32 protein-coding genes are annotated in these 14,812 nt (G+C 54.2%); 24 read left to right on the plus strand and 8 right to left on the minus strand.

Annotated features, from left to right (window positions below; genetic code table 11):
• Positions 1-82: 82 nt before the first annotated feature.
• The 7 genes from BGX14_RS13585 to BGX14_RS13615 all read right to left on the minus strand — a co-directional run bounded on the left by BGX14_RS13585 (position 83) and on the right by BGX14_RS13615 (position 2,978).
• On the minus strand, positions 83-574 hold the full coding sequence (locus BGX14_RS13585) for a type II toxin-antitoxin system HicB family antitoxin (RefSeq protein WP_095880166.1): 492 nt from the start codon (positions 572-574) through the stop codon (positions 83-85).
• A 40-nt stretch (positions 575-614) separates the two neighbouring features.
• Positions 615-1,013, minus strand: coding sequence for a helix-turn-helix domain-containing protein (locus BGX14_RS13590; protein WP_073306172.1), 399 nt, complete (start codon positions 1,011-1,013; stop codon positions 615-617).
• Positions 973-1,245 carry a hypothetical protein gene (locus BGX14_RS13595; protein ID WP_073306171.1) on the minus strand — a complete coding sequence of 91 codons (273 nt, stop codon included), beginning with the start codon at positions 1,243-1,245 and terminating at the stop codon, positions 973-975. The genes BGX14_RS13590 and BGX14_RS13595 overlap by 41 nt, the downstream gene beginning before the upstream one ends.
• A 186-nt stretch (positions 1,246-1,431) precedes the next feature.
• Positions 1,432-1,713 (minus strand): hypothetical protein, encoded by a 282-nt coding sequence (locus tag BGX14_RS13600; RefSeq protein ID WP_073306170.1) that lies wholly within the window; start codon positions 1,711-1,713, stop codon positions 1,432-1,434.
• A gap of 13 nt (positions 1,714-1,726) precedes the next feature.
• On the minus strand, positions 1,727-2,149 hold the full coding sequence (locus tag BGX14_RS13605; protein ID WP_073306169.1) for a DUF2442 domain-containing protein: 423 nt from the start codon (positions 2,147-2,149) through the stop codon (positions 1,727-1,729).
• Positions 2,150-2,151: 2 nt separating this feature from the next.
• Positions 2,152-2,397: a DUF4160 domain-containing protein gene (locus BGX14_RS13610; protein WP_073306168.1), complete on the minus strand. Its 246-nt coding sequence runs from the start codon at positions 2,395-2,397 to the stop codon at positions 2,152-2,154.
• A 293-nt stretch (positions 2,398-2,690) separates the two neighbouring features.
• Positions 2,691-2,978 carry a helix-turn-helix transcriptional regulator gene (locus BGX14_RS13615; RefSeq protein WP_143159507.1) on the minus strand — a complete coding sequence of 96 codons (288 nt, stop codon included), beginning with the start codon at positions 2,976-2,978 and terminating at the stop codon, positions 2,691-2,693.
• 85 nt (positions 2,979-3,063) lie between these two features.
• On the opposite strand from BGX14_RS13615, the gene BGX14_RS13620 reads away from it, so the two are divergent.
• The 5 genes from BGX14_RS13620 to BGX14_RS13640 all read left to right on the plus strand — a co-directional run bounded on the left by BGX14_RS13620 (position 3,064) and on the right by BGX14_RS13640 (position 4,915).
• Positions 3,064-3,276, plus strand: a complete 213-nt coding sequence (locus BGX14_RS13620) for a hypothetical protein (protein WP_095880167.1) — start codon at positions 3,064-3,066, stop codon at positions 3,274-3,276.
• A complete protein-coding gene (locus tag BGX14_RS13625) occupies positions 3,230-3,934 on the plus strand; it encodes a hypothetical protein (protein ID WP_143394260.1) in 705 nt (234 codons plus the stop codon). The genes BGX14_RS13620 and BGX14_RS13625 overlap by 47 nt, the downstream gene beginning before the upstream one ends.
• Positions 3,935-4,089: 155 nt before the next feature.
• Positions 4,090-4,398, plus strand: a complete 309-nt coding sequence (locus BGX14_RS13630) for a hypothetical protein (RefSeq protein ID WP_095880169.1) — start codon at positions 4,090-4,092, stop codon at positions 4,396-4,398.
• The gene (locus tag BGX14_RS13635; protein WP_095880170.1) at positions 4,382-4,609 is read left to right on the plus strand and encodes a hypothetical protein; all 228 of its coding nucleotides are present in this window, start codon (positions 4,382-4,384) and stop codon (positions 4,607-4,609) included. The genes BGX14_RS13630 and BGX14_RS13635 overlap by 17 nt, the downstream gene beginning before the upstream one ends.
• 27 nt (positions 4,610-4,636) lie before the next feature.
• Positions 4,637-4,915, plus strand: a complete 279-nt coding sequence (locus BGX14_RS13640) for a hypothetical protein (protein WP_095880171.1) — start codon at positions 4,637-4,639, stop codon at positions 4,913-4,915.
• On the opposite strand, the gene BGX14_RS15385 is transcribed toward BGX14_RS13640, so the two are convergent.
• Positions 4,886-5,389 carry a hypothetical protein gene (locus BGX14_RS15385; RefSeq protein ID WP_143394261.1) on the minus strand — a complete coding sequence of 168 codons (504 nt, stop codon included), beginning with the start codon at positions 5,387-5,389 and terminating at the stop codon, positions 4,886-4,888. The two genes, BGX14_RS13640 and BGX14_RS15385, sit on opposite strands and share 30 nt — an antisense overlap.
• Before the next feature lie 24 nt (positions 5,390-5,413).
• Here BGX14_RS15385 and BGX14_RS13650 point away from each other — a divergent pair, with 24 nt between their 5' ends.
• From BGX14_RS13650 to BGX14_RS13730, 19 genes are all read left to right on the plus strand, one after another.
• The gene (locus tag BGX14_RS13650) at positions 5,414-5,893 is read left to right on the plus strand and encodes a hypothetical protein (protein ID WP_143394262.1); all 480 of its coding nucleotides are present in this window, start codon (positions 5,414-5,416) and stop codon (positions 5,891-5,893) included.
• Positions 5,894-6,103: a hypothetical protein gene (locus BGX14_RS13655; protein WP_095880174.1), complete on the plus strand. Its 210-nt coding sequence runs from the start codon at positions 5,894-5,896 to the stop codon at positions 6,101-6,103. It begins immediately after the preceding gene.
• Between the two features lie 2 nt (positions 6,104-6,105).
• Positions 6,106-7,041 carry a hypothetical protein gene (locus BGX14_RS13660; protein WP_095880175.1) on the plus strand — a complete coding sequence of 312 codons (936 nt, stop codon included), beginning with the start codon at positions 6,106-6,108 and terminating at the stop codon, positions 7,039-7,041.
• A 123-nt stretch (positions 7,042-7,164) separates the two neighbouring features.
• Positions 7,165-7,458, plus strand: a complete 294-nt coding sequence (locus tag BGX14_RS13665) for a SpoVG family protein (protein WP_233126558.1) — start codon at positions 7,165-7,167, stop codon at positions 7,456-7,458.
• The gene (locus BGX14_RS13670; protein ID WP_095880176.1) at positions 7,458-7,946 is read left to right on the plus strand and encodes a hypothetical protein; all 489 of its coding nucleotides are present in this window, start codon (positions 7,458-7,460) and stop codon (positions 7,944-7,946) included. The genes BGX14_RS13665 and BGX14_RS13670 overlap by 1 nt, the downstream gene beginning before the upstream one ends.
• An 11-nt stretch (positions 7,947-7,957) precedes the next feature.
• Positions 7,958-8,377, plus strand: coding sequence for a hypothetical protein (locus BGX14_RS13675; RefSeq protein ID WP_095880177.1), 420 nt, complete (start codon positions 7,958-7,960; stop codon positions 8,375-8,377).
• Positions 8,377-8,547, plus strand: a complete 171-nt coding sequence (locus BGX14_RS15650; protein ID WP_158223336.1) for a hypothetical protein — start codon at positions 8,377-8,379, stop codon at positions 8,545-8,547. Before BGX14_RS13675 ends, BGX14_RS15650 begins: the two co-directional genes overlap by 1 nt.
• A gap of 90 nt (positions 8,548-8,637) precedes the next feature.
• Positions 8,638-9,048, plus strand: a complete 411-nt coding sequence (locus BGX14_RS13680) for a hypothetical protein (RefSeq protein WP_095880178.1) — start codon at positions 8,638-8,640, stop codon at positions 9,046-9,048.
• 299 nt (positions 9,049-9,347) lie between these two features.
• Positions 9,348-9,725, plus strand: coding sequence for an ASCH domain-containing protein (locus BGX14_RS13690; protein WP_095880180.1), 378 nt, complete (start codon positions 9,348-9,350; stop codon positions 9,723-9,725).
• Positions 9,726-9,770: 45 nt separating this feature from the next.
• The gene (locus BGX14_RS13695) at positions 9,771-10,250 is read left to right on the plus strand and encodes a hypothetical protein (RefSeq protein WP_095880181.1); all 480 of its coding nucleotides are present in this window, start codon (positions 9,771-9,773) and stop codon (positions 10,248-10,250) included.
• Positions 10,247-10,777, plus strand: a complete 531-nt coding sequence (locus BGX14_RS13700) for a hypothetical protein (protein WP_095880182.1) — start codon at positions 10,247-10,249, stop codon at positions 10,775-10,777. The genes BGX14_RS13695 and BGX14_RS13700 overlap by 4 nt, the downstream gene beginning before the upstream one ends.
• A 2-nt stretch (positions 10,778-10,779) precedes the next feature.
• Positions 10,780-11,007: a hypothetical protein gene (locus BGX14_RS13705; RefSeq protein ID WP_095880183.1), complete on the plus strand. Its 228-nt coding sequence runs from the start codon at positions 10,780-10,782 to the stop codon at positions 11,005-11,007.
• The gene (locus BGX14_RS13710) at positions 11,007-11,327 is read left to right on the plus strand and encodes a hypothetical protein (RefSeq protein WP_095880184.1); all 321 of its coding nucleotides are present in this window, start codon (positions 11,007-11,009) and stop codon (positions 11,325-11,327) included. Before BGX14_RS13705 ends, BGX14_RS13710 begins: the two co-directional genes overlap by 1 nt.
• A complete protein-coding gene (locus BGX14_RS15655; RefSeq protein WP_158223337.1) occupies positions 11,324-11,497 on the plus strand; it encodes a hypothetical protein in 174 nt (57 codons plus the stop codon). Before BGX14_RS13710 ends, BGX14_RS15655 begins: the two co-directional genes overlap by 4 nt.
• Entirely contained in the window at positions 11,494-11,682 is a 189-nt protein-coding gene (locus tag BGX14_RS15390; RefSeq protein ID WP_143394263.1) for a hypothetical protein, read from the plus strand. Before BGX14_RS15655 ends, BGX14_RS15390 begins: the two co-directional genes overlap by 4 nt.
• Positions 11,679-11,987, plus strand: coding sequence for a hypothetical protein (locus BGX14_RS13715; protein ID WP_143394264.1), 309 nt, complete (start codon positions 11,679-11,681; stop codon positions 11,985-11,987). Before BGX14_RS15390 ends, BGX14_RS13715 begins: the two co-directional genes overlap by 4 nt.
• 4 nt (positions 11,988-11,991) lie before the next feature.
• Positions 11,992-12,201, plus strand: coding sequence for a hypothetical protein (locus tag BGX14_RS13720; RefSeq protein WP_073306216.1), 210 nt, complete (start codon positions 11,992-11,994; stop codon positions 12,199-12,201).
• A 22-nt stretch (positions 12,202-12,223) separates the two neighbouring features.
• On the plus strand, positions 12,224-13,297 hold the full coding sequence (locus tag BGX14_RS13725; protein ID WP_073306215.1) for a site-specific integrase: 1,074 nt from the start codon (positions 12,224-12,226) through the stop codon (positions 13,295-13,297).
• Between the two features lie 129 nt (positions 13,298-13,426).
• The gene (locus BGX14_RS13730; RefSeq protein WP_158223338.1) at positions 13,427-14,629 is read left to right on the plus strand and encodes a tetratricopeptide repeat protein; all 1,203 of its coding nucleotides are present in this window, start codon (positions 13,427-13,429) and stop codon (positions 14,627-14,629) included.
• Positions 14,630-14,812 lie beyond the last annotated feature (183 nt).

A 14,812-nucleotide genomic window follows, 5' to 3' on the forward strand; every position in this document is an offset into this window, starting at 1 on the left:
TACCCCCCTCTTTCTCTTTCCCCCTCGTATCCAACAGAAAAAGCCCGCCAATCCGACGGGCTAGTAAATCCGCGTAAGCGCACTACACAAGCCGCACTTCCAGATTTTTTCCCAGCGCTTCCGCGAGCTTGATGAGCGTGGAGACGCTGAGGCTGGACTTCGGGTCCTCCAAGCGCTGGTACGCCTGTCTGGAAATGCCCATGCGGCGGCTGATTTCGGCGGCGGACTTGCCCCGGCGAGCCTCGAACACGGAGTAGGCGATTGCCAGGCGCTCGTCCACGAACACGGGGAAAAGCCGCCTTTTCGGGTCTGCCTTGGTCTTTGCTTCCGGGAGAGGGTCGCGCCTGTCCAGCATTACGGAAAGCACCCCGTCGAGGCATTCCTTTGCCATCTGCTTGGCCTCTTCCATGCTGTCGGCGCAGGTGAAAGCCCCCGGAACGTCCGGAAACTCCACGCCGATGCCATCGCCGTCCTTGAAGAATCTTGCAACGTAGTTCATGATGACTCCTTTTTTAGGGAAGAAAGGGCGGGGACTGGCGATTTCCTTTTCCTTGTCAGAGAGTCCCTCGTACATGGTCTACCTCCTCGGATAGCAGGTGATGAGCGTCGCCATCCTACACGAACCTGAAGTACGCAGCCGGGTCGGTATCGAACACCTCGGCGAGCTTCGCGGCCATCTTCCTGGACACGGGACGCACGTCGCGTTCGATCTCGGAGAGGTTCTGCACGGAGATTCCGAGTTTCTGCGCGAGCACCTTCTGGGTCCATCCGCGCAGTCCCCGGTCGGCCTTGACGGTGTCGCCCGCGGTCATGGAGGCCTTGATATCCCTGTACCATTCCGTCTGCTCGAACGGCACGGCCACGTCGTCGTCATCGTCGGAGACCTCGACCTTCAGCGCCTTGTTGAAGGCGGATTCCAGGAACATGACGACGAACTTGGGCACCTTCCCCTCGATCCTGAAGGAAGCGGCCTCAGTGCCTTGCGTACGGGGCTGATTCACGACTGCCAGCATAGTATACCTCGATAGTTAGGGTTCCGTTCTCGTTCTTCCAGCAGGCCACCCACTTGCGAGAAAGATGGCAGTGGTAGTCGCCTTCGCCAAGTTTCGAGTAGTTCATGAAGGAAGGCTGCACCGGGCCGGACTGTTTCAGCGCGAGCATGAGCTGCGCGAGCTTCGCCTGTTCGGCCATCGGCATCTTCTTCGCGGACTTCTCGGCGGACTTCTTGAGGGTGACTTCGAACATGTCTATAATATAACCAATTTTTGGCTACTTGTCAATACTTTTTGTGATTTTTTCAAAAAAAGCATATATCCAAGCCCCTCGGCTCCGCTCCCAAAAGAAAGAACCAAAGAAAAACCCTCTCCGCCGGGGTAGGGCGGGAAGAGGTCAAAACAGCGTTCCGGCTGCTTTGCCTTCCCGGACGGGATTTTAGAACTGCTCGTTGAAAGTGATCCCGCCGTTCACGTATCGGTGGATGATGCTGTTGATGAGCGTCTGGTATGGCATCCCGGCGGCCTTCGCCATTTCCCGGATTCCCCGTAGGTCGTCCCCCTGCATCCTGATGGAAATGACCTTGGCGGCTTCCTGTAGCGAACTCTTGATGCGCCTTTCCTCTTCTTCTGGAAAGCGGACATCGGGGGAATTTTCCACGGCTTCCATGAGTTGCCGTTCTTCTTCGTCGAACGGTTCGTCGATAAATCTACTTTCCATTTTTCATCCTCCGTCACCCGGCGACCGCAGCGATTTCACGCCCGATTTTCGCTATCTCGTCCAGGATTTTCCTTTGTCTTGCCGCCGACGGCTTCTTTGCGCCCGACACGTAGGCGGCGAACAGCGGCTGCGGAATGGAGAACCTCCTTGCAACTGCGGAAGCGTTCAGCATCGGGAACTCGCAAAACACCCTGCCTATCGGGTTGTTCTTCTTGGGCGCGAAGAATCCGGAAAGTTCCAGCCCGTCCCCGATCCTGTCAAACCACACCCCGTCGAAATCCAGACGAAAATCAGCCCTGTCTTCATCGGAAGCGTTACGCAGCGGTGCGTAGTCCTTGAAAAATTCCTTGCCTATTCGCCCGTCGTTGAGTTCCACGCAGACGGCATCCTTTTCCAGCCATACGCGCTTCACGTCCTTTTCCGTAATCGTTTCCATGGTCAGTTCTCCTTTCCGAAAGTTTCATTCCATTTCGCCACGATTTCGGCTTTCCTCTCCGAAGCGATTTTTTCCGCTTTCTTCAAGTCGGCCTTCTTCATGCCGCTGTTTGCAACGAGGGCGGCACCATCGACGGACACCTCGAACTTCGCTATTTTTCCGCCGTTCGACACGTGCACGTGTATCGGGTCGTGTTCGTTCATGTAGAAGAAAAACGAAAACCCGTCCTGTTCAAAAACCTTTGGCATATCCTAAATATAGGTTATTGTTTTATAACTGTCAAGCATTTTTTCCAAAAAACTATTTCTATACCCACCCCCCCTCTTTCTCTTTCCCCCCGTCCCTTTACCCCTGTGTGTAAACACCCCTCGGCTCTGCTCTTTTTGCTCCGGCAAAAGAAAGAACCAAAGAAAAAGAGAGTAGAGGGGCTTATATACAGAATTCTACTTAATGGAGAGAGTGGTTTTCTGTAATGAAATGTAATGGAATGAAATGGAGTGATATGGCAAGTCCGGCGGTTATGCGGCGCATATACACCGCATTATTTCCCGGCAAGTATCCGAGCAAGTCCCTCGCGCACAATCTGTTCCGAATCAACGGAGCCTGTAAAAGGCGCACAGCCTAGCGACTTTCTAACTGCTTCGGCTGTTTCTTCGTCAAAAAGTTCTTCCAATTGCATTCCAAGAAGAAGTAATTCACGGCAATAGGGATGCTTCGGAGTTGAGTTTCCCCGCGACCATTCGTTCACTGTAACGACGGAAACCCCTATTTCCTGCGCGAGCTGGGTTTGGGTCCGCCCTGTTCGATAAAGAAATGTTTGTAAATCCATTCCCCAAAAATAAACCAAAATTAAAGGAAAATTAAAATTTACAAAGAAAAATTAAAACAAGTCTTGCGATTACAAAGATTTCTTTATGGATTATAAAGGAAAGTTAAAAGAGGTAAGAGAAATGGCAAAATTGATAAGCGTGACTGATGTTGCCTATAATCACCTTCGAGATATTGTCGCAGCCGAAAGAAAAGCCGGTTATTCGGCAACAATGGCATCGGAAGCTTCAAAGGCAATCTTGGCGGTGAATAATGGTAATCAACAAAGTGCAACTTCCGATTCGAGAGTTCGGGGCTGACGTGTATCAGGTGCTTGGCAATGCGGAAAAAGCGCAGGAGTGGCTTCGGAACTTCCACGACGGGCTTGTCTATGGCATCCGCGGAAAATCATCCTTCGCGGACAAGTTGATGGATGAAGCCAAGGCCTATTCCGAATCGCAGTCAGAGCGAGCGAAGTCTCGTTGGAGTAAAGCTGCCAACGGCGCAAAGGGCGGCCGCCCGCGCAAGAATTTCCCCGACACGCGGGGAGGCTCGGCAAGCCCGGCGGGGTGCGCAGCTGGTAAGCGCATCCCGCCACAGGAATCCACAACCGCCGCGGGTGAATCCGCAGACCCTATCCTCGATGGCGGTTCCGCGGCAAGCGACGGTTCCCATTACGGCGTCGGGGAGGCTGACATCTCCCCGGAAATTTCGGAAAGCGGCGACGCCGCTAATCGCTGCTTCGCAAGCCCGGCGGAGAGCTCGGCGGCTAGGAGCCTTCCGCCCACCACGGCGGAGCTGTACGACTTCGCCGAGGCCGCAAGGCTCTCCGAGGCCGACGCCCGCGAGTGGTGGGAACTCTGCACCGAACGCGGCTGGAAGGACCGTTACGGAAAGCCCATCAGGGACTGGAAAAAGGCCTGCGAGAGGTATTGCGCAAGGCGCGCCATCAACCGAATGGCAAAGGGAGAAACGTGAATGTACCCGAGGCTAGCACGCCCTCGCCCTGCCGGGAGGCGCAAAACCCCGGCGAAATCTAATACTTCGAGGCTCGCCAAGGCCCTAGCACGCCGTCCTACCGGGCGTTAAACGGTAGGGAAATTTTGAACCCTGAACCAAAAGGAAAAACTGAAATGGAAAACGAAAAGAAGAATGCTGTATACGTAATCTGCCGCGGCTACTACTGCGGAGTTCACGCAGGCTACATCAAGGAAAGGGAAGGCAACCACGTCGTCCTGAACGAAGCCCGCCGCCTCTGGAAGTGGAAGGCTGCCAAGGGAATCAGCCTCTCCGAGGTCGCGAAGTATGGAATCGACGCTTCCGGTTCCAGAGTCTGTACCAAGTGCGGAGAAATCTGGCTCGGCGACGTGTACGAGGTGATTCCGTGCACAGGCGCCGCTCGGAAAACAATCGAGGAGGCAGCCGATGCAGACGTCGGTTAGCGGCAACGGCGACGGCGAAGGCTATGGCGACGGCTATGGCGAAGGCTATGGCGACGGCGAAGGCTACGGCGACGGCGAAGGCTATGGCGACGGCTATGGCGACGGCTATGGCGAAGGCGATGGCTATGGCTATGGCGAAGGCTATGGCTATGGCTACGGCTGTGGCTACGACAGCGACAGATTATACAAAGAAGAAAAAATCAAGGAATAACCATTAGAACCAAAAGGAAAAACGGAAATGGAAAACGAAAAGAAGAAACTCGAAGACATTATGGACTCGCTCGCCGAATTGGCGGGATCCGCGGAGAAGGTCGCCGACATGGAAAAGCGGCTCTCCAAGGCCGCCGATAACGCGGCGCAAATGGCGAAGAGGATAGCCTCGCTGGAGACAGAGAACGAAGCCCTCCGCAATGACCGGGCAATGCTGCGCAAATTCCGTGGCGAAGCCAACGCCATGCTCAACGGAATTCTGTTGGCGATCGCCAAGTTAAAGTGCCGGAACGCGTCCATCAACTAACGAGGAGAACGAAATGAAGAACGAAAAGCAAGGCATCATCAGCGTGAAGCTGTCCACCGGCTGGGAGCCGTGGGGCATCGGCACGTTCATGGACGGCATCGCCGCCCAGCGGGATTCGGGGGCGACGGCGTTCGCATTCTGCCCGCTCACGCTCCGCAAGGAAGAAAAGGCGGGGGCGGCGCGATGAACGACATCTCCCTCTCCGTCAGGGTGAAGCCGGTACGCACCATGGGCGACGTGCTTGGATTCGCCACCGCCGACGTGGGCGGAATCGTCCGTCTGCGCTCCATCCGAGTCCGGCAGACACCGAACGGGCGCATCTACGCCGAGTTCCCTCACGTCCCCGGAGGACGGAACGGCGACTACTACCACACAATAGACTCCCGCTTCGCGTTCCGGCTCGACCGCGCGTGCGCAGCGGCATACCGGCAGGCCGTCGCAGAAGAGGCGGAAAGAAAGAACTACACCGATCAACCGTAAAAAAAAAAGGAAATGGAAATGGCGACTAACTACATGACCGTACTGGAACACGAAATGGACAACCTGAACGCCCGACTCTGGCGGATCAAGCAGGCCATCGACTGCAAAAGAAAGACGCTGGGATGCCCAGAACTGGACCGGGACATAATGCGATACCGCTACAAGGTGACGAAGCACCTTCTGGACGTCCTCTTCATGCAGCACTACGTGTGGGAATGCGCCGCCGACGAAGAATACAGGAAGTGGAACGAAAACACCCCGAAGCCGGAGGAACTCGTGAAGGATTTCGACTTCCCGGTGGACGAGGAAATGGCGAAAGGGCAGTACGCGGAAGAACTCGAGACTTGCGACGACATACCGGGCCCCGACATGAACTACCTCGACATCTACGACCCTATGGACTGGTGGAAGGATTTGTCGAAAGAACGGAGGAAGGAATTCAACGAGAATGCGAAGAAGGCCTTGGCCGGTATACGTTCAATGATCAAGGAGACGTGAATGGAAGAAGGGAAATTCAAGGTAGGCGACCGCATCCGCATCGTCCGGATGGAGGGTGAGCCGGAATACTCCGGGCGCGAAGGCGTCATCGAGCACGTCTCGACCGCATACGAACCCGCAGGCATTCTGGAACAGCTCCACGGCACGTGGGGCGGGCTGGCAGTCCAGCCGGAACGCGACACAATCGAAATGATTCAACAAGGAGAATAGAAATGGCAAACGAAGTAATGGTACCCCTCGAACAGATAGGAATGATGGCGAAGGCGGTGAGCGACTCCGGCCTGTTCGGCATCAAGTCCGAAGCCGCCGCCTTCTCGCTGATGTGCATCGCCCAGGCGGACGGCATCCCGCCCATCAAGGCGGCGGTGCAGTACCACATCATCGACGGCAAGCCGTCCCTCAAGTCGGAGGCCATGCTCGCCCGCTTCCAGGCGTCCGGCGGCAGCATCCGCTGGAAGGAACGCACCCCGCAACGCTGCACGCTGTGGCTCGAACACCCGAAGGCAGGCGAAATCGAGGTGACGTGGGACATCGAGCGCGCCAAGGCGGCGGGACTCGCCGGGCGGAACACGTGGAAGGCCTACCCCGCCCAGATGATGTCCGCCCGCTGCATCTCCGAGGGCATCCGCGCCCTATACCCCGCGTGCGTCGGCGGGTTCTACACCCCCGAGGAGGTCCGCGACTTCGACGCGCCGCCTCCCGCGCCGCAGCCTGAAAGCCCGAAGCCCGCACAGGCCGCCAAGGCCGCAATGCCGAAGCCCAAGGCCGCGAATCCAGCCCCGCAGGAGGCCGAAATCGTCGAGGACGGCTACTCCGAACCGCCGGTGCATACCGACGCCTTCGCCGAGCCGCCGAAGCCCGAAACCAAGGAACCCGCCCCGAATCCAGAAAAGCCCGCCAAGGCGGCGGAAAAGCAAAGGGACGTGAAGCTCACCCGCACGCCGGAGGTGATGAAGGCGAACTTCATGAACTGGGCGGAAGCGGCGTGCCTCACCAAGGACCGCCAGAAGGTCATGGACGCAATAGGCGCGATGGGCTACGATAGCTTCGACCAGGTGCCGCCCGAAAAGGACGTGCTGCGGGAGGTCACCAAGGCCATCTCCGCCGTCCCCGACATCCCCCTGGACAAGGCGGCATCCCCGTTCTGACACGAAATGGGGGCCGGCCGGTTTTCGCATCAAAACGTTGATGTTTGATAACTACAGTTTACACCCGGTCGGCCCATTTTTTCTCCACGAAACGACAACAAAAAACAAGAAGGAAATGAAATAATGGATCAGCATAAAATAGAAGTGACAAAGGTGGACGTGTACCCGTTCAAAGAAGTGGCGTACATTGGAAACGTGAAGGCAATCGCCAACATCGTCCTCAACGACCAGATTCAAGTACGGGGCCTCCGCGTGATGGATGGCAAAAACGGTCTGTTTGTCGGTTATCCTGTTGACCCGTTCTACAAGGGTGAGGGTTTCAGAAACATCGTATTCCCGATAACGGCGGAACTCCGGCAGCACATCGAAAAAAGCGTTTTGGAAAAATACGACGAAGCAACGAAGGAGACCAAATAATGGCAAAGACAGTAGCGACACTCACGGAAGAAAGCATCATCGCCAACATCGACGGCGACCGGCTGAAGGCGGCTTTCCGCACGGCGTGCGCCGTGGCGAAGAAGGAACGTCCCGCCGGGGAACTCGCGGCGAACGCCGAAGCCGTCCACGATTTGCAGGAGTTCGCCGACAAGCTAGCCGACCTCTCGAAGGCAATCTCCACCAGCATCAAGAACGCCGAGGGCGTCTTCTTCGACGAGCACGGCGACGTGACCGAGGGCTTCAAGCTCAAGAACACGGGCAGCACGACGACCGTCAAGGACGTGGCGGGGCTTCTCGCCGAGGCCGCCCTGCTTGGCTACAACGATGGCGCAATCCGAAGCAGGATGACCGTCTCCGCGAAGGACGCCATGGAGGCCATGGGCATCGACAAGGCCCGATTCGAGGCCGAATTCGCAGACTTCATCGAAATCAAGAAGAAGGCAGACTCGCTGGTGCGGGCATACTAGGGGGGTGAGGCATGGTGACCAAGGAACAGCTGAAGGACGCCAAAATGATCATCCGGGAATACGAGCGGGAACGCCGACGCGATGAACGCAGAAAGACGCTATTCCGACCGTGCGCATCCGTCGCCTACGCATACCTTTCCGTAAAGAACGACGGCTACGGCTACGAGTCGTGGGACGATAAGGACAGGAAGTTCTACCGGAAAATCCTGTCCACGGAAACCGCGGAAGTCCGCCGCATCTCTCGACGGATCGGCTCCGCGCAGACGGAGCTGGATTTCGAGCGCAGACGGAAGCACCGGTGGACTCCCGCCATGGTGGACGCACTTCAGAAGGGGGACTCCGCATTCCTCGAACAGTGCGGAATCACGGAAGCTGCGGCCAACGCCATGCGCTGGAGGCTGAAATCCGCATCGGTTCGGGAAGCCGGGTGATGGAATACGACTGCACGGCCTGCCCCGTCGAGGGCTGCGCCCGTCGCCTTATGGCACTCAAGGTAGGCGGCAGGCCTAGGCGTTGGTGGCGTGAATGCCGCCTTGCGGCTGCCGTGCACAAAAGGCCCGTGGACGGGCGGAATCCTGTACCGGCGACGGACAGGACGTGAACAATTAAACAGCTTGAACGCTCGACATTCCGCCCATCCACTTTTTTTTTTGACACGAACTGACAACCAAAAACAAAAAGGAAAATTGAAATGAAATACAAAGGAATCGAACTCAAGGAATTTGAAAGCGAAAAGCCAGTGCTTTTCGACCCGCCAAGGAAAATGCTGGTTTGGGATTACGATGACGAAACACCAACTGAAGTAGACGTTATCGCTTTTATCCCGAATCGGTATCACAAAGCAATTGAACAAATGTCTGTATACATACACTGCGCCGAAATACCGGAAGTCATGTGCCGTCGTGCGACAAACCGCGAACTCGCTAAATGGCTTGTGCTGGGAAACGGTCAATACCAGGTGAGTGGCGGTAGGATATGGACAGAGCATCATTACGACATTGGACAGGATGATGATGCTTGTTCAAACTTCATTAAGGTGCGCAAGTGGGGCGACAAGGAATGGCACAAGCCTACACTGGAATATCTTGGTTTGGAGGATTAAGTATGTGTGAATTTTGTGAGCCAGACAAGAAAAACAAATGCAAACCTCTTGTTAAGTGTATTGACAGGCTCAACGGATATGAGGAAATAAAACTTCACCATTCTCGTCCGTGCAAAGCTTTGCCCAATCGTGACGAATGGCATTTACAGGCAGGAAAGTTTGGCGTATTTCTTTATGCACAAATAAATTATTGCCCAATGTGCGGTCGAAAACTTGGAGATACGGACAAATGAAGCCCGAAAAACTGAACAAATTCATCGCCCAGATGAAAATCGAGCATTGCTTTAACGAGGCTGAAAATGACTGAAATCCTGATGAGCATCCACCACAAATGGGCTGAACTGATTTACAGCGGCGAAAAGACCGTCGAGCTACGAAAGAGCGCCCCGAAAGCATTGGACGGCGACGGTTTGAAGGTTTATCTCTACGAAACCGACCTGAAAAGCATTACTGGTGTGGTTTTCGTGAACTTTTGCCACGAAATAACCGAAATAAGCCCCAATTTGGTCGAAAATTCGTGCGTTCCGCCCGAAGAAATCGAGGCCTACAGGGCAAAAGGCAGGAGAAAACTCTACGCCTGGGAGATTATAGGAGTAGATGAATACGGCCACGACTGGCTCCAGCTGGAAGACCTGCACGTCAAAAAGGCCCCGCAATCCTGGCAATATCTGAGGTAAACACACTATGGAAATGCTGGAAAACGAAATAGAGGAGAAAGAACCATGACAAATTACATGACCGTAAACGAAGCCGAAATATACGAATTGAACGTACGTCTTTGGCGCATCAAACAGGCAATCGAAAAGCCTACAAAGGATTTGGGGTGTCCTAAACTGGATGCCGAAATCATGAAGCTGCGTTACAAGGCGACAAAATTTCTTCGGGACGTTCTTTTTATGCAGCAATACGTTTGGGAATGCGCTTCGGAAGAAGAAAAAAAATCTTGGAACGACAGTACGCCAGACCCGAAAGAACTTGTCAAAGATTTCGATTTGCCCGTCGATGAAAAGCTGGCGGAAAGTATGTATAAGGACGAACTCGATGTCTGCGGAGAATTTGGACCCGATAATTATTGCTTGTCGATCTATGATCCTATGGATTGGTGGAAAGATTTGCCGGAGGAACGCAAAAAGGAATTTCACGAAAACGCTAAAGAGTTTCTTGAAAAAGTTAGAAAGATGATTGCGGAGGGCGCGAAATGACAGCAATAAAAACCGAAGAGGAACGCGCACGGCTGGACGAGCTGTACGCGCTCGTGGAAGCGGAAATGGACCATTCCGCCGGAGCTGTCGAAACGCCCGAAAAAGCGGAAGACGAAAAAGGGCAGGAGCCGTTCGACAACACCCGCAGCGACGAAGGAATCAGGCGGTTCAAAAACAGCTTCCCGGACAACCCGCCGAAGGATGTCGCCGTGAACGTCCGCTGCTTCATCCACAATGGACTGCTCGTGGGACGCCGCGAAAAGTATCTCGCCGCCCATTACCTGAAACTCTACGAGGACGTGTTCCGCGGCGTAATGGGCGAGAAACGGGAAATCCGCGAGGAGCTGAACCGGCTTTCCAATTTCGCCACGTCCGTAATCAACAGGCTGGAAAATGCGGAAAGGGCGGCGCGCGAACAGGACAACCACCACTACTACAAGATTTTCGCGGATTCCGTCCGGAAGCTCGCCGACAAATTGCAGGGGGTAGCCGATGTCGAGCTCATCGGCAACGTGGGAAAGGACTGACGATGGCCACTTTCGAATACCTGCTCGGCTACCGCGCTGCGCTACGGCACCTCATCGAGGCGTCGGACGCGCCAGGGAACCAGCTTAAAAAAATGAAAATCACTGCGAAGAAGACCGCCGAATGGTTGAAGCTCTACCACGAACACGCATTCGAGCTCGTGGAAGGCGAAGCCCTCGAACTCTGGCAGACGCCCGAAGGCAAGCTCTTCTTCAAGAAGGAGGACCGCTGATGTCGAAAACTGACGACTTCTACAAACTTGCCGCATTGCGGGCGGCGGAAGGATTCACTGAGAAAGCACCGGTAAAAACGAAAGACCAACGCTACTATGCATCGCACAAGGAACAGTGCAAAGCGAAAGCGAAAGCGTACCGCGCCGCAAACAAGGAAAAGGAACGGGAACGCCAGAGGAAATGGAAAAAGGCGAACCCCGAAAAATTTAAGGAAATACAAAGGAGATATATCCGTAAACACCGCGATAAATGGAACGCCTACATGAGGGAATGGCGACGCAAGAAAAAGGAAGCCGCCAAGGCGCAGGAGGCCGAATGACCGAAATCACCATCCAACAGGCGTCGGCGTTCTTCGCTGCATTTGCCATCATAGCCGTCGCGTTCGCAGTCGGCGAAATCGTCCGCAGGAAGGCCGACAGAAGGAACGGCAAGCAGTCCATCTACGACGAGTGGGAACGCCGCCAAAAGGCGACGAGGGGGAGCAAATGATACACGAGGAAAATTCATTTCAGGCCGAAAAGAGACGGACTGCCTACAACAACGCCGTACGCCGCCTGATGGATCGTTTCCCGTGCTGGGACTGCTCAAGATTGGGGCATTCCAACGGCGGGCTTGCCGAATGCGCAAAGGCCGGGAAGTGCCTACGCAATTTCCCAGAGAGGAAGACCAAATGAGCGACTACGGATTCACCGGCGCGGGCGGCTACCCGCTGAACCACGAGCCGTACGCCGTCACCATCCCGCTGTCGGACTACGACGCGACTATGGAAGAGCTGCGGAAGCTCCGCAAAGAGGCCGAGGAACTGCGGTGCTGCGCCAACTGTCGGCATTCAGGGAAGAACCTCCCCGACATTCCGGGGCACCGGTGCGCAGAATGCCACGGCGGCGAGGCGTTCTGCATCGTGGACGGAGAATTCCACGACTGGGGCGACAGGTGCATAAACTGGGAAATGAAAAACAATGGATTTTCAAAGGAGTAAGGAAATGCAAAAGGACGAAGTAGTGATCAACGGGCACGAATACATGACGCGCACAGGGGCGGCCAAAAAGCTGCTGGTGTCCGCGTCCACCATAGACAGGCTGGCGACGCTCAAGAAAATCGAGTATTTCAGGCATCCGAGCTTCGGGAAGCTGTTCCTTCCGGAAAACATCGAAGGCTACATCCTCCGGCAGACGGTCCCCGCAAAACGCTAGCCCGGAAATTACATAGAACGAAATGAACAAAAACGGCGGACGGGTTTCCGCCGATAAAAAAGGAAATGCGAAGGAGGCAAAAATGAACGGCATCACGGTGACCGTGGTTCAACGCCACAAGAAAGAGGGCAGCCAAGTCTGGTACGCGCGGGTCAAGAACACGAAGACGGGGAGCGTACGCTACGTCTCGCTCAAGACGACGAGGCGCACCGAGGCGCAGCTGCTCGCGAACGACATGCTGCGGGAAGGCGAGTTCGACGAGAAGGACGAAAAGTCCGCAATTACGCTTGGCGAAGGTCTCGAACAATACGAGAAGTACCTGCGCAACAAGGGGACTGCTGAAATAAGCATCGAAACTTACAGAAACGTCTTCCGTCGTTTTTCGGGCATGTACGGAGTCCCAATCGCTGAAATAAAGGCGGAGGACGTACTGGATACGTTCAACGAGCAGTTCTCGGAATTTTCCGCCAACTTCTACAACAACGCCCGCGTCGCGATAAAATCAGCGTTTAACTACTTTCTAAACGTACTCGAAATTGTCCCAAGAAACACGGCAAGGAAAATCCCGAAAAGGAAGGTGCAGAAAAAGGAAAAGAAGTTCTGGACGATGGAGCAGATAGCGGCCATTTTGGACAAGGCTCCTAATAGCAATTACAGGCTTCTGTGGGCGTTCATGGCGTACGAAGGGCTTCGCATCCACGAGGCGTTGAAAGTGAAGCCAGAGGACATCCGTGACGGATTCCTGCACGTGATAGGCAAGGGCGCAAAATACGCCAAGATTCCGATTGGCTCCATAATGAAGTCGGAACTCGACCGTGCTGGATGGGCTTGGGATTTTTCTAGATTCAGCAGGCAGTCTTGCATTTCGGCGGTGCATTCCTGCGCAAAGAAGGCGCTCGGCGATGCTTTCGACGGCGAGGCGACGAACCACCGCTTCCGCCACTCCTTCGCCAGCAACCTCGTCAGGGCTGGAGCTAACATCCTCGTCGTCCAGAAGCTGATGAGGCACGCGACCATCACGATGACGCTAGGCACATATTCGCACCTGATGGACGGAGACCTGGAATCCGGGATAGAAAAGCTGTCCTCAAAATAAAAAATGCCAAATCGATGCACTCATCGTCCGCAAGCCTTGATATTAAAAGGTTTTTCCAAAAGTAGAAAATCGGGAAAAGATAGGCCTTATTGGATAAAGAAAATGCGCATTTTTCTATTTTGTATGGATATGAAAAAGATTTTCGTTCTTTTGGCGTTTTTCTGTATGGCGCCCCTGTCTTGGGCGGCGCAGGATTCTCGTTTTGAACAAGGCGCGCGCTTTGAATCCGCCGGGCAATATGAAAAGGCTCTTGGCGAGTATCGGGCGATTTTGGCGGGCGATCCGCACAATGCGCAGGCTTTTTGGGCGGCGGGCAATGTCCGTTTCAAAATGAAGGATTACAAGGGGGCGATTGCCAATTTCCAACTGGCGTATAAATATGCACCGAAAATGGCAGAAGCCTATGAAGGCTCGGCAAAAGCTTATGAAAAGCTAGGGGACAAGGGAAAAGCCGAAGCGGAACGTAAAAAGAATCCAAATTACAAAGGGAAAGAATCTCCTTCGGTAAAAGAAAACGCAAAGGCGGGAACGGACATTTTGGCAAAAACCAAGGCCGCTTTTGAAGCTAAAGATTACAAGGCCGCTTGTGCTGCTGCCCGTGAGGTCTTGACGCAAGAGCCCGGTAATTCTGGGGCATATTATTATGCGGGCGCAGGACGCTATGAACTGGGAGAATTCGACAAGGCCGAGTATAATTTAAAGCGGTCGTTCGGCTATGCGGAATTGGGCTTCAACGCCCACTATTATTTGGCTCTTATTTACAAAAAACAGGGAAAGAAGGATTTGGAAAAAGCCGAGTTGCAGGCTTATATCGGGCTTTCCAAAAACGAGTCGGCGATTGCTCGGGCGAAATCCCGGTTGGCGGAAATTTCCGGTGACGTTTCCGAATCCGCAACCCAAGTTCCAGAAGAAAAAACGGAGACGTCGAAAATCGAATCCGCAAAATCGGAGGAACTTCGGACGCCGTCCGCGGAATTGCCGGAAAAAACGCCTGTCGATTCGGTGAAAAAGAAAGTGCCATCGCCCGAACCGAAGAAAGTTTCAGAAAATCCCATGGAGAGGGCGAACGAAGCGTATCGTCAAGGAGACTACGCCGCCGCTTTGTCGCTTTATCAGGCGTTGCAAAAAAAATACCGGGATGAAAATATGCGGGCCTATCTTCTTTTTCAAATCGGCAATGTCTATCGGATTCGTCGGGATTTTCGTTCGGCGGTGTCCAAGTATCGTGAACTTGTAGAATTGTATCCGAATGGGGAATGGGCTGTGGAAGCGCAGCGCGCCTGGGAAGACGCCGTGTGGCAAGAGAAAAATGCGGAGTTGCTTCCGCGTTAGGGAATAAGCCTATTCCAAAGGCGAAACATCTCGCTGTCCGCGAGAAAAATTCACTTTGTGAAAAAGAAATTCTCGTTCTGAAAAAAGTTCCCCCCTGCGAAAGAATCGGCCTGTTTGAAAAAAGCTTAGGCTTTGAAAAACTTTAATTGCGGACATTTCATGGAGAAGTATATCATCCCCAAA

Source organism: Fibrobacter sp. UWS1 (assembly GCF_002300445.1).
Classification (GTDB): domain Bacteria; phylum Fibrobacterota; class Fibrobacteria; order Fibrobacterales; family Fibrobacteraceae; genus Hallerella; species Hallerella intestinalis.

Bases quoted from the DNA above. Each gene is read 5' to 3' on its own strand.
- BGX14_RS13585 (WP_095880166.1), bottom strand. From the start codon at position 574: ATGTACGAGGGACTCTCTGACAAGGAAAAGGAAATCGCCAGTCCCCGC.
- BGX14_RS13590 (WP_073306172.1), bottom strand. From the start codon at position 1,013: ATGCTGGCAGTCGTGAATCAGCCCCGTACGCAAGGCACTGAGGCCGCT.
- BGX14_RS13595 (WP_073306171.1), bottom strand. From the start codon at position 1,245: ATGTTCGAAGTCACCCTCAAGAAGTCCGCCGAGAAGTCCGCGAAGAAG.
- BGX14_RS13600 (WP_073306170.1), bottom strand. From the start codon at position 1,713: ATGGAAAGTAGATTTATCGACGAACCGTTCGACGAAGAAGAACGGCAA.
- BGX14_RS13605 (WP_073306169.1), bottom strand. From the start codon at position 2,149: ATGGAAACGATTACGGAAAAGGACGTGAAGCGCGTATGGCTGGAAAAG.
- BGX14_RS13610 (WP_073306168.1), bottom strand. From the start codon at position 2,397: ATGCCAAAGGTTTTTGAACAGGACGGGTTTTCGTTTTTCTTCTACATG.
- BGX14_RS13615 (WP_143159507.1), bottom strand. From the start codon at position 2,978: ATGGATTTACAAACATTTCTTTATCGAACAGGGCGGACCCAAACCCAG.
- BGX14_RS13620 (WP_095880167.1), top strand. From the start codon at position 3,064: ATGGATTATAAAGGAAAGTTAAAAGAGGTAAGAGAAATGGCAAAATTG.
- BGX14_RS13625 (WP_143394260.1), top strand. From the start codon at position 3,230: ATGGTAATCAACAAAGTGCAACTTCCGATTCGAGAGTTCGGGGCTGAC.
- BGX14_RS13630 (WP_095880169.1), top strand. From the start codon at position 4,090: ATGGAAAACGAAAAGAAGAATGCTGTATACGTAATCTGCCGCGGCTAC.
- BGX14_RS13635 (WP_095880170.1), top strand. From the start codon at position 4,382: ATGCAGACGTCGGTTAGCGGCAACGGCGACGGCGAAGGCTATGGCGAC.
- BGX14_RS13640 (WP_095880171.1), top strand. From the start codon at position 4,637: ATGGAAAACGAAAAGAAGAAACTCGAAGACATTATGGACTCGCTCGCC.
- BGX14_RS13650 (WP_143394262.1), top strand. From the start codon at position 5,414: ATGGCGACTAACTACATGACCGTACTGGAACACGAAATGGACAACCTG.
- BGX14_RS13655 (WP_095880174.1), top strand. From the start codon at position 5,894: ATGGAAGAAGGGAAATTCAAGGTAGGCGACCGCATCCGCATCGTCCGG.
- BGX14_RS13660 (WP_095880175.1), top strand. From the start codon at position 6,106: ATGGCAAACGAAGTAATGGTACCCCTCGAACAGATAGGAATGATGGCG.
- BGX14_RS13665 (WP_233126558.1), top strand. From the start codon at position 7,165: ATGGATCAGCATAAAATAGAAGTGACAAAGGTGGACGTGTACCCGTTC.
- BGX14_RS13670 (WP_095880176.1), top strand. From the start codon at position 7,458: ATGGCAAAGACAGTAGCGACACTCACGGAAGAAAGCATCATCGCCAAC.
- BGX14_RS13675 (WP_095880177.1), top strand. From the start codon at position 7,958: ATGGTGACCAAGGAACAGCTGAAGGACGCCAAAATGATCATCCGGGAA.
- BGX14_RS15650 (WP_158223336.1), top strand. From the start codon at position 8,377: ATGGAATACGACTGCACGGCCTGCCCCGTCGAGGGCTGCGCCCGTCGC.
- BGX14_RS13680 (WP_095880178.1), top strand. From the start codon at position 8,638: ATGAAATACAAAGGAATCGAACTCAAGGAATTTGAAAGCGAAAAGCCA.
- BGX14_RS13690 (WP_095880180.1), top strand. From the start codon at position 9,348: ATGACTGAAATCCTGATGAGCATCCACCACAAATGGGCTGAACTGATT.
- BGX14_RS13695 (WP_095880181.1), top strand. From the start codon at position 9,771: ATGACAAATTACATGACCGTAAACGAAGCCGAAATATACGAATTGAAC.
- BGX14_RS13700 (WP_095880182.1), top strand. From the start codon at position 10,247: ATGACAGCAATAAAAACCGAAGAGGAACGCGCACGGCTGGACGAGCTG.
- BGX14_RS13705 (WP_095880183.1), top strand. From the start codon at position 10,780: ATGGCCACTTTCGAATACCTGCTCGGCTACCGCGCTGCGCTACGGCAC.
- BGX14_RS13710 (WP_095880184.1), top strand. From the start codon at position 11,007: ATGTCGAAAACTGACGACTTCTACAAACTTGCCGCATTGCGGGCGGCG.
- BGX14_RS15655 (WP_158223337.1), top strand. From the start codon at position 11,324: ATGACCGAAATCACCATCCAACAGGCGTCGGCGTTCTTCGCTGCATTT.
- BGX14_RS15390 (WP_143394263.1), top strand. From the start codon at position 11,494: ATGATACACGAGGAAAATTCATTTCAGGCCGAAAAGAGACGGACTGCC.
- BGX14_RS13715 (WP_143394264.1), top strand. From the start codon at position 11,679: ATGAGCGACTACGGATTCACCGGCGCGGGCGGCTACCCGCTGAACCAC.
- BGX14_RS13720 (WP_073306216.1), top strand. From the start codon at position 11,992: ATGCAAAAGGACGAAGTAGTGATCAACGGGCACGAATACATGACGCGC.
- BGX14_RS13725 (WP_073306215.1), top strand. From the start codon at position 12,224: ATGAACAAAAACGGCGGACGGGTTTCCGCCGATAAAAAAGGAAATGCG.
- BGX14_RS13730 (WP_158223338.1), top strand. From the start codon at position 13,427: ATGAAAAAGATTTTCGTTCTTTTGGCGTTTTTCTGTATGGCGCCCCTG.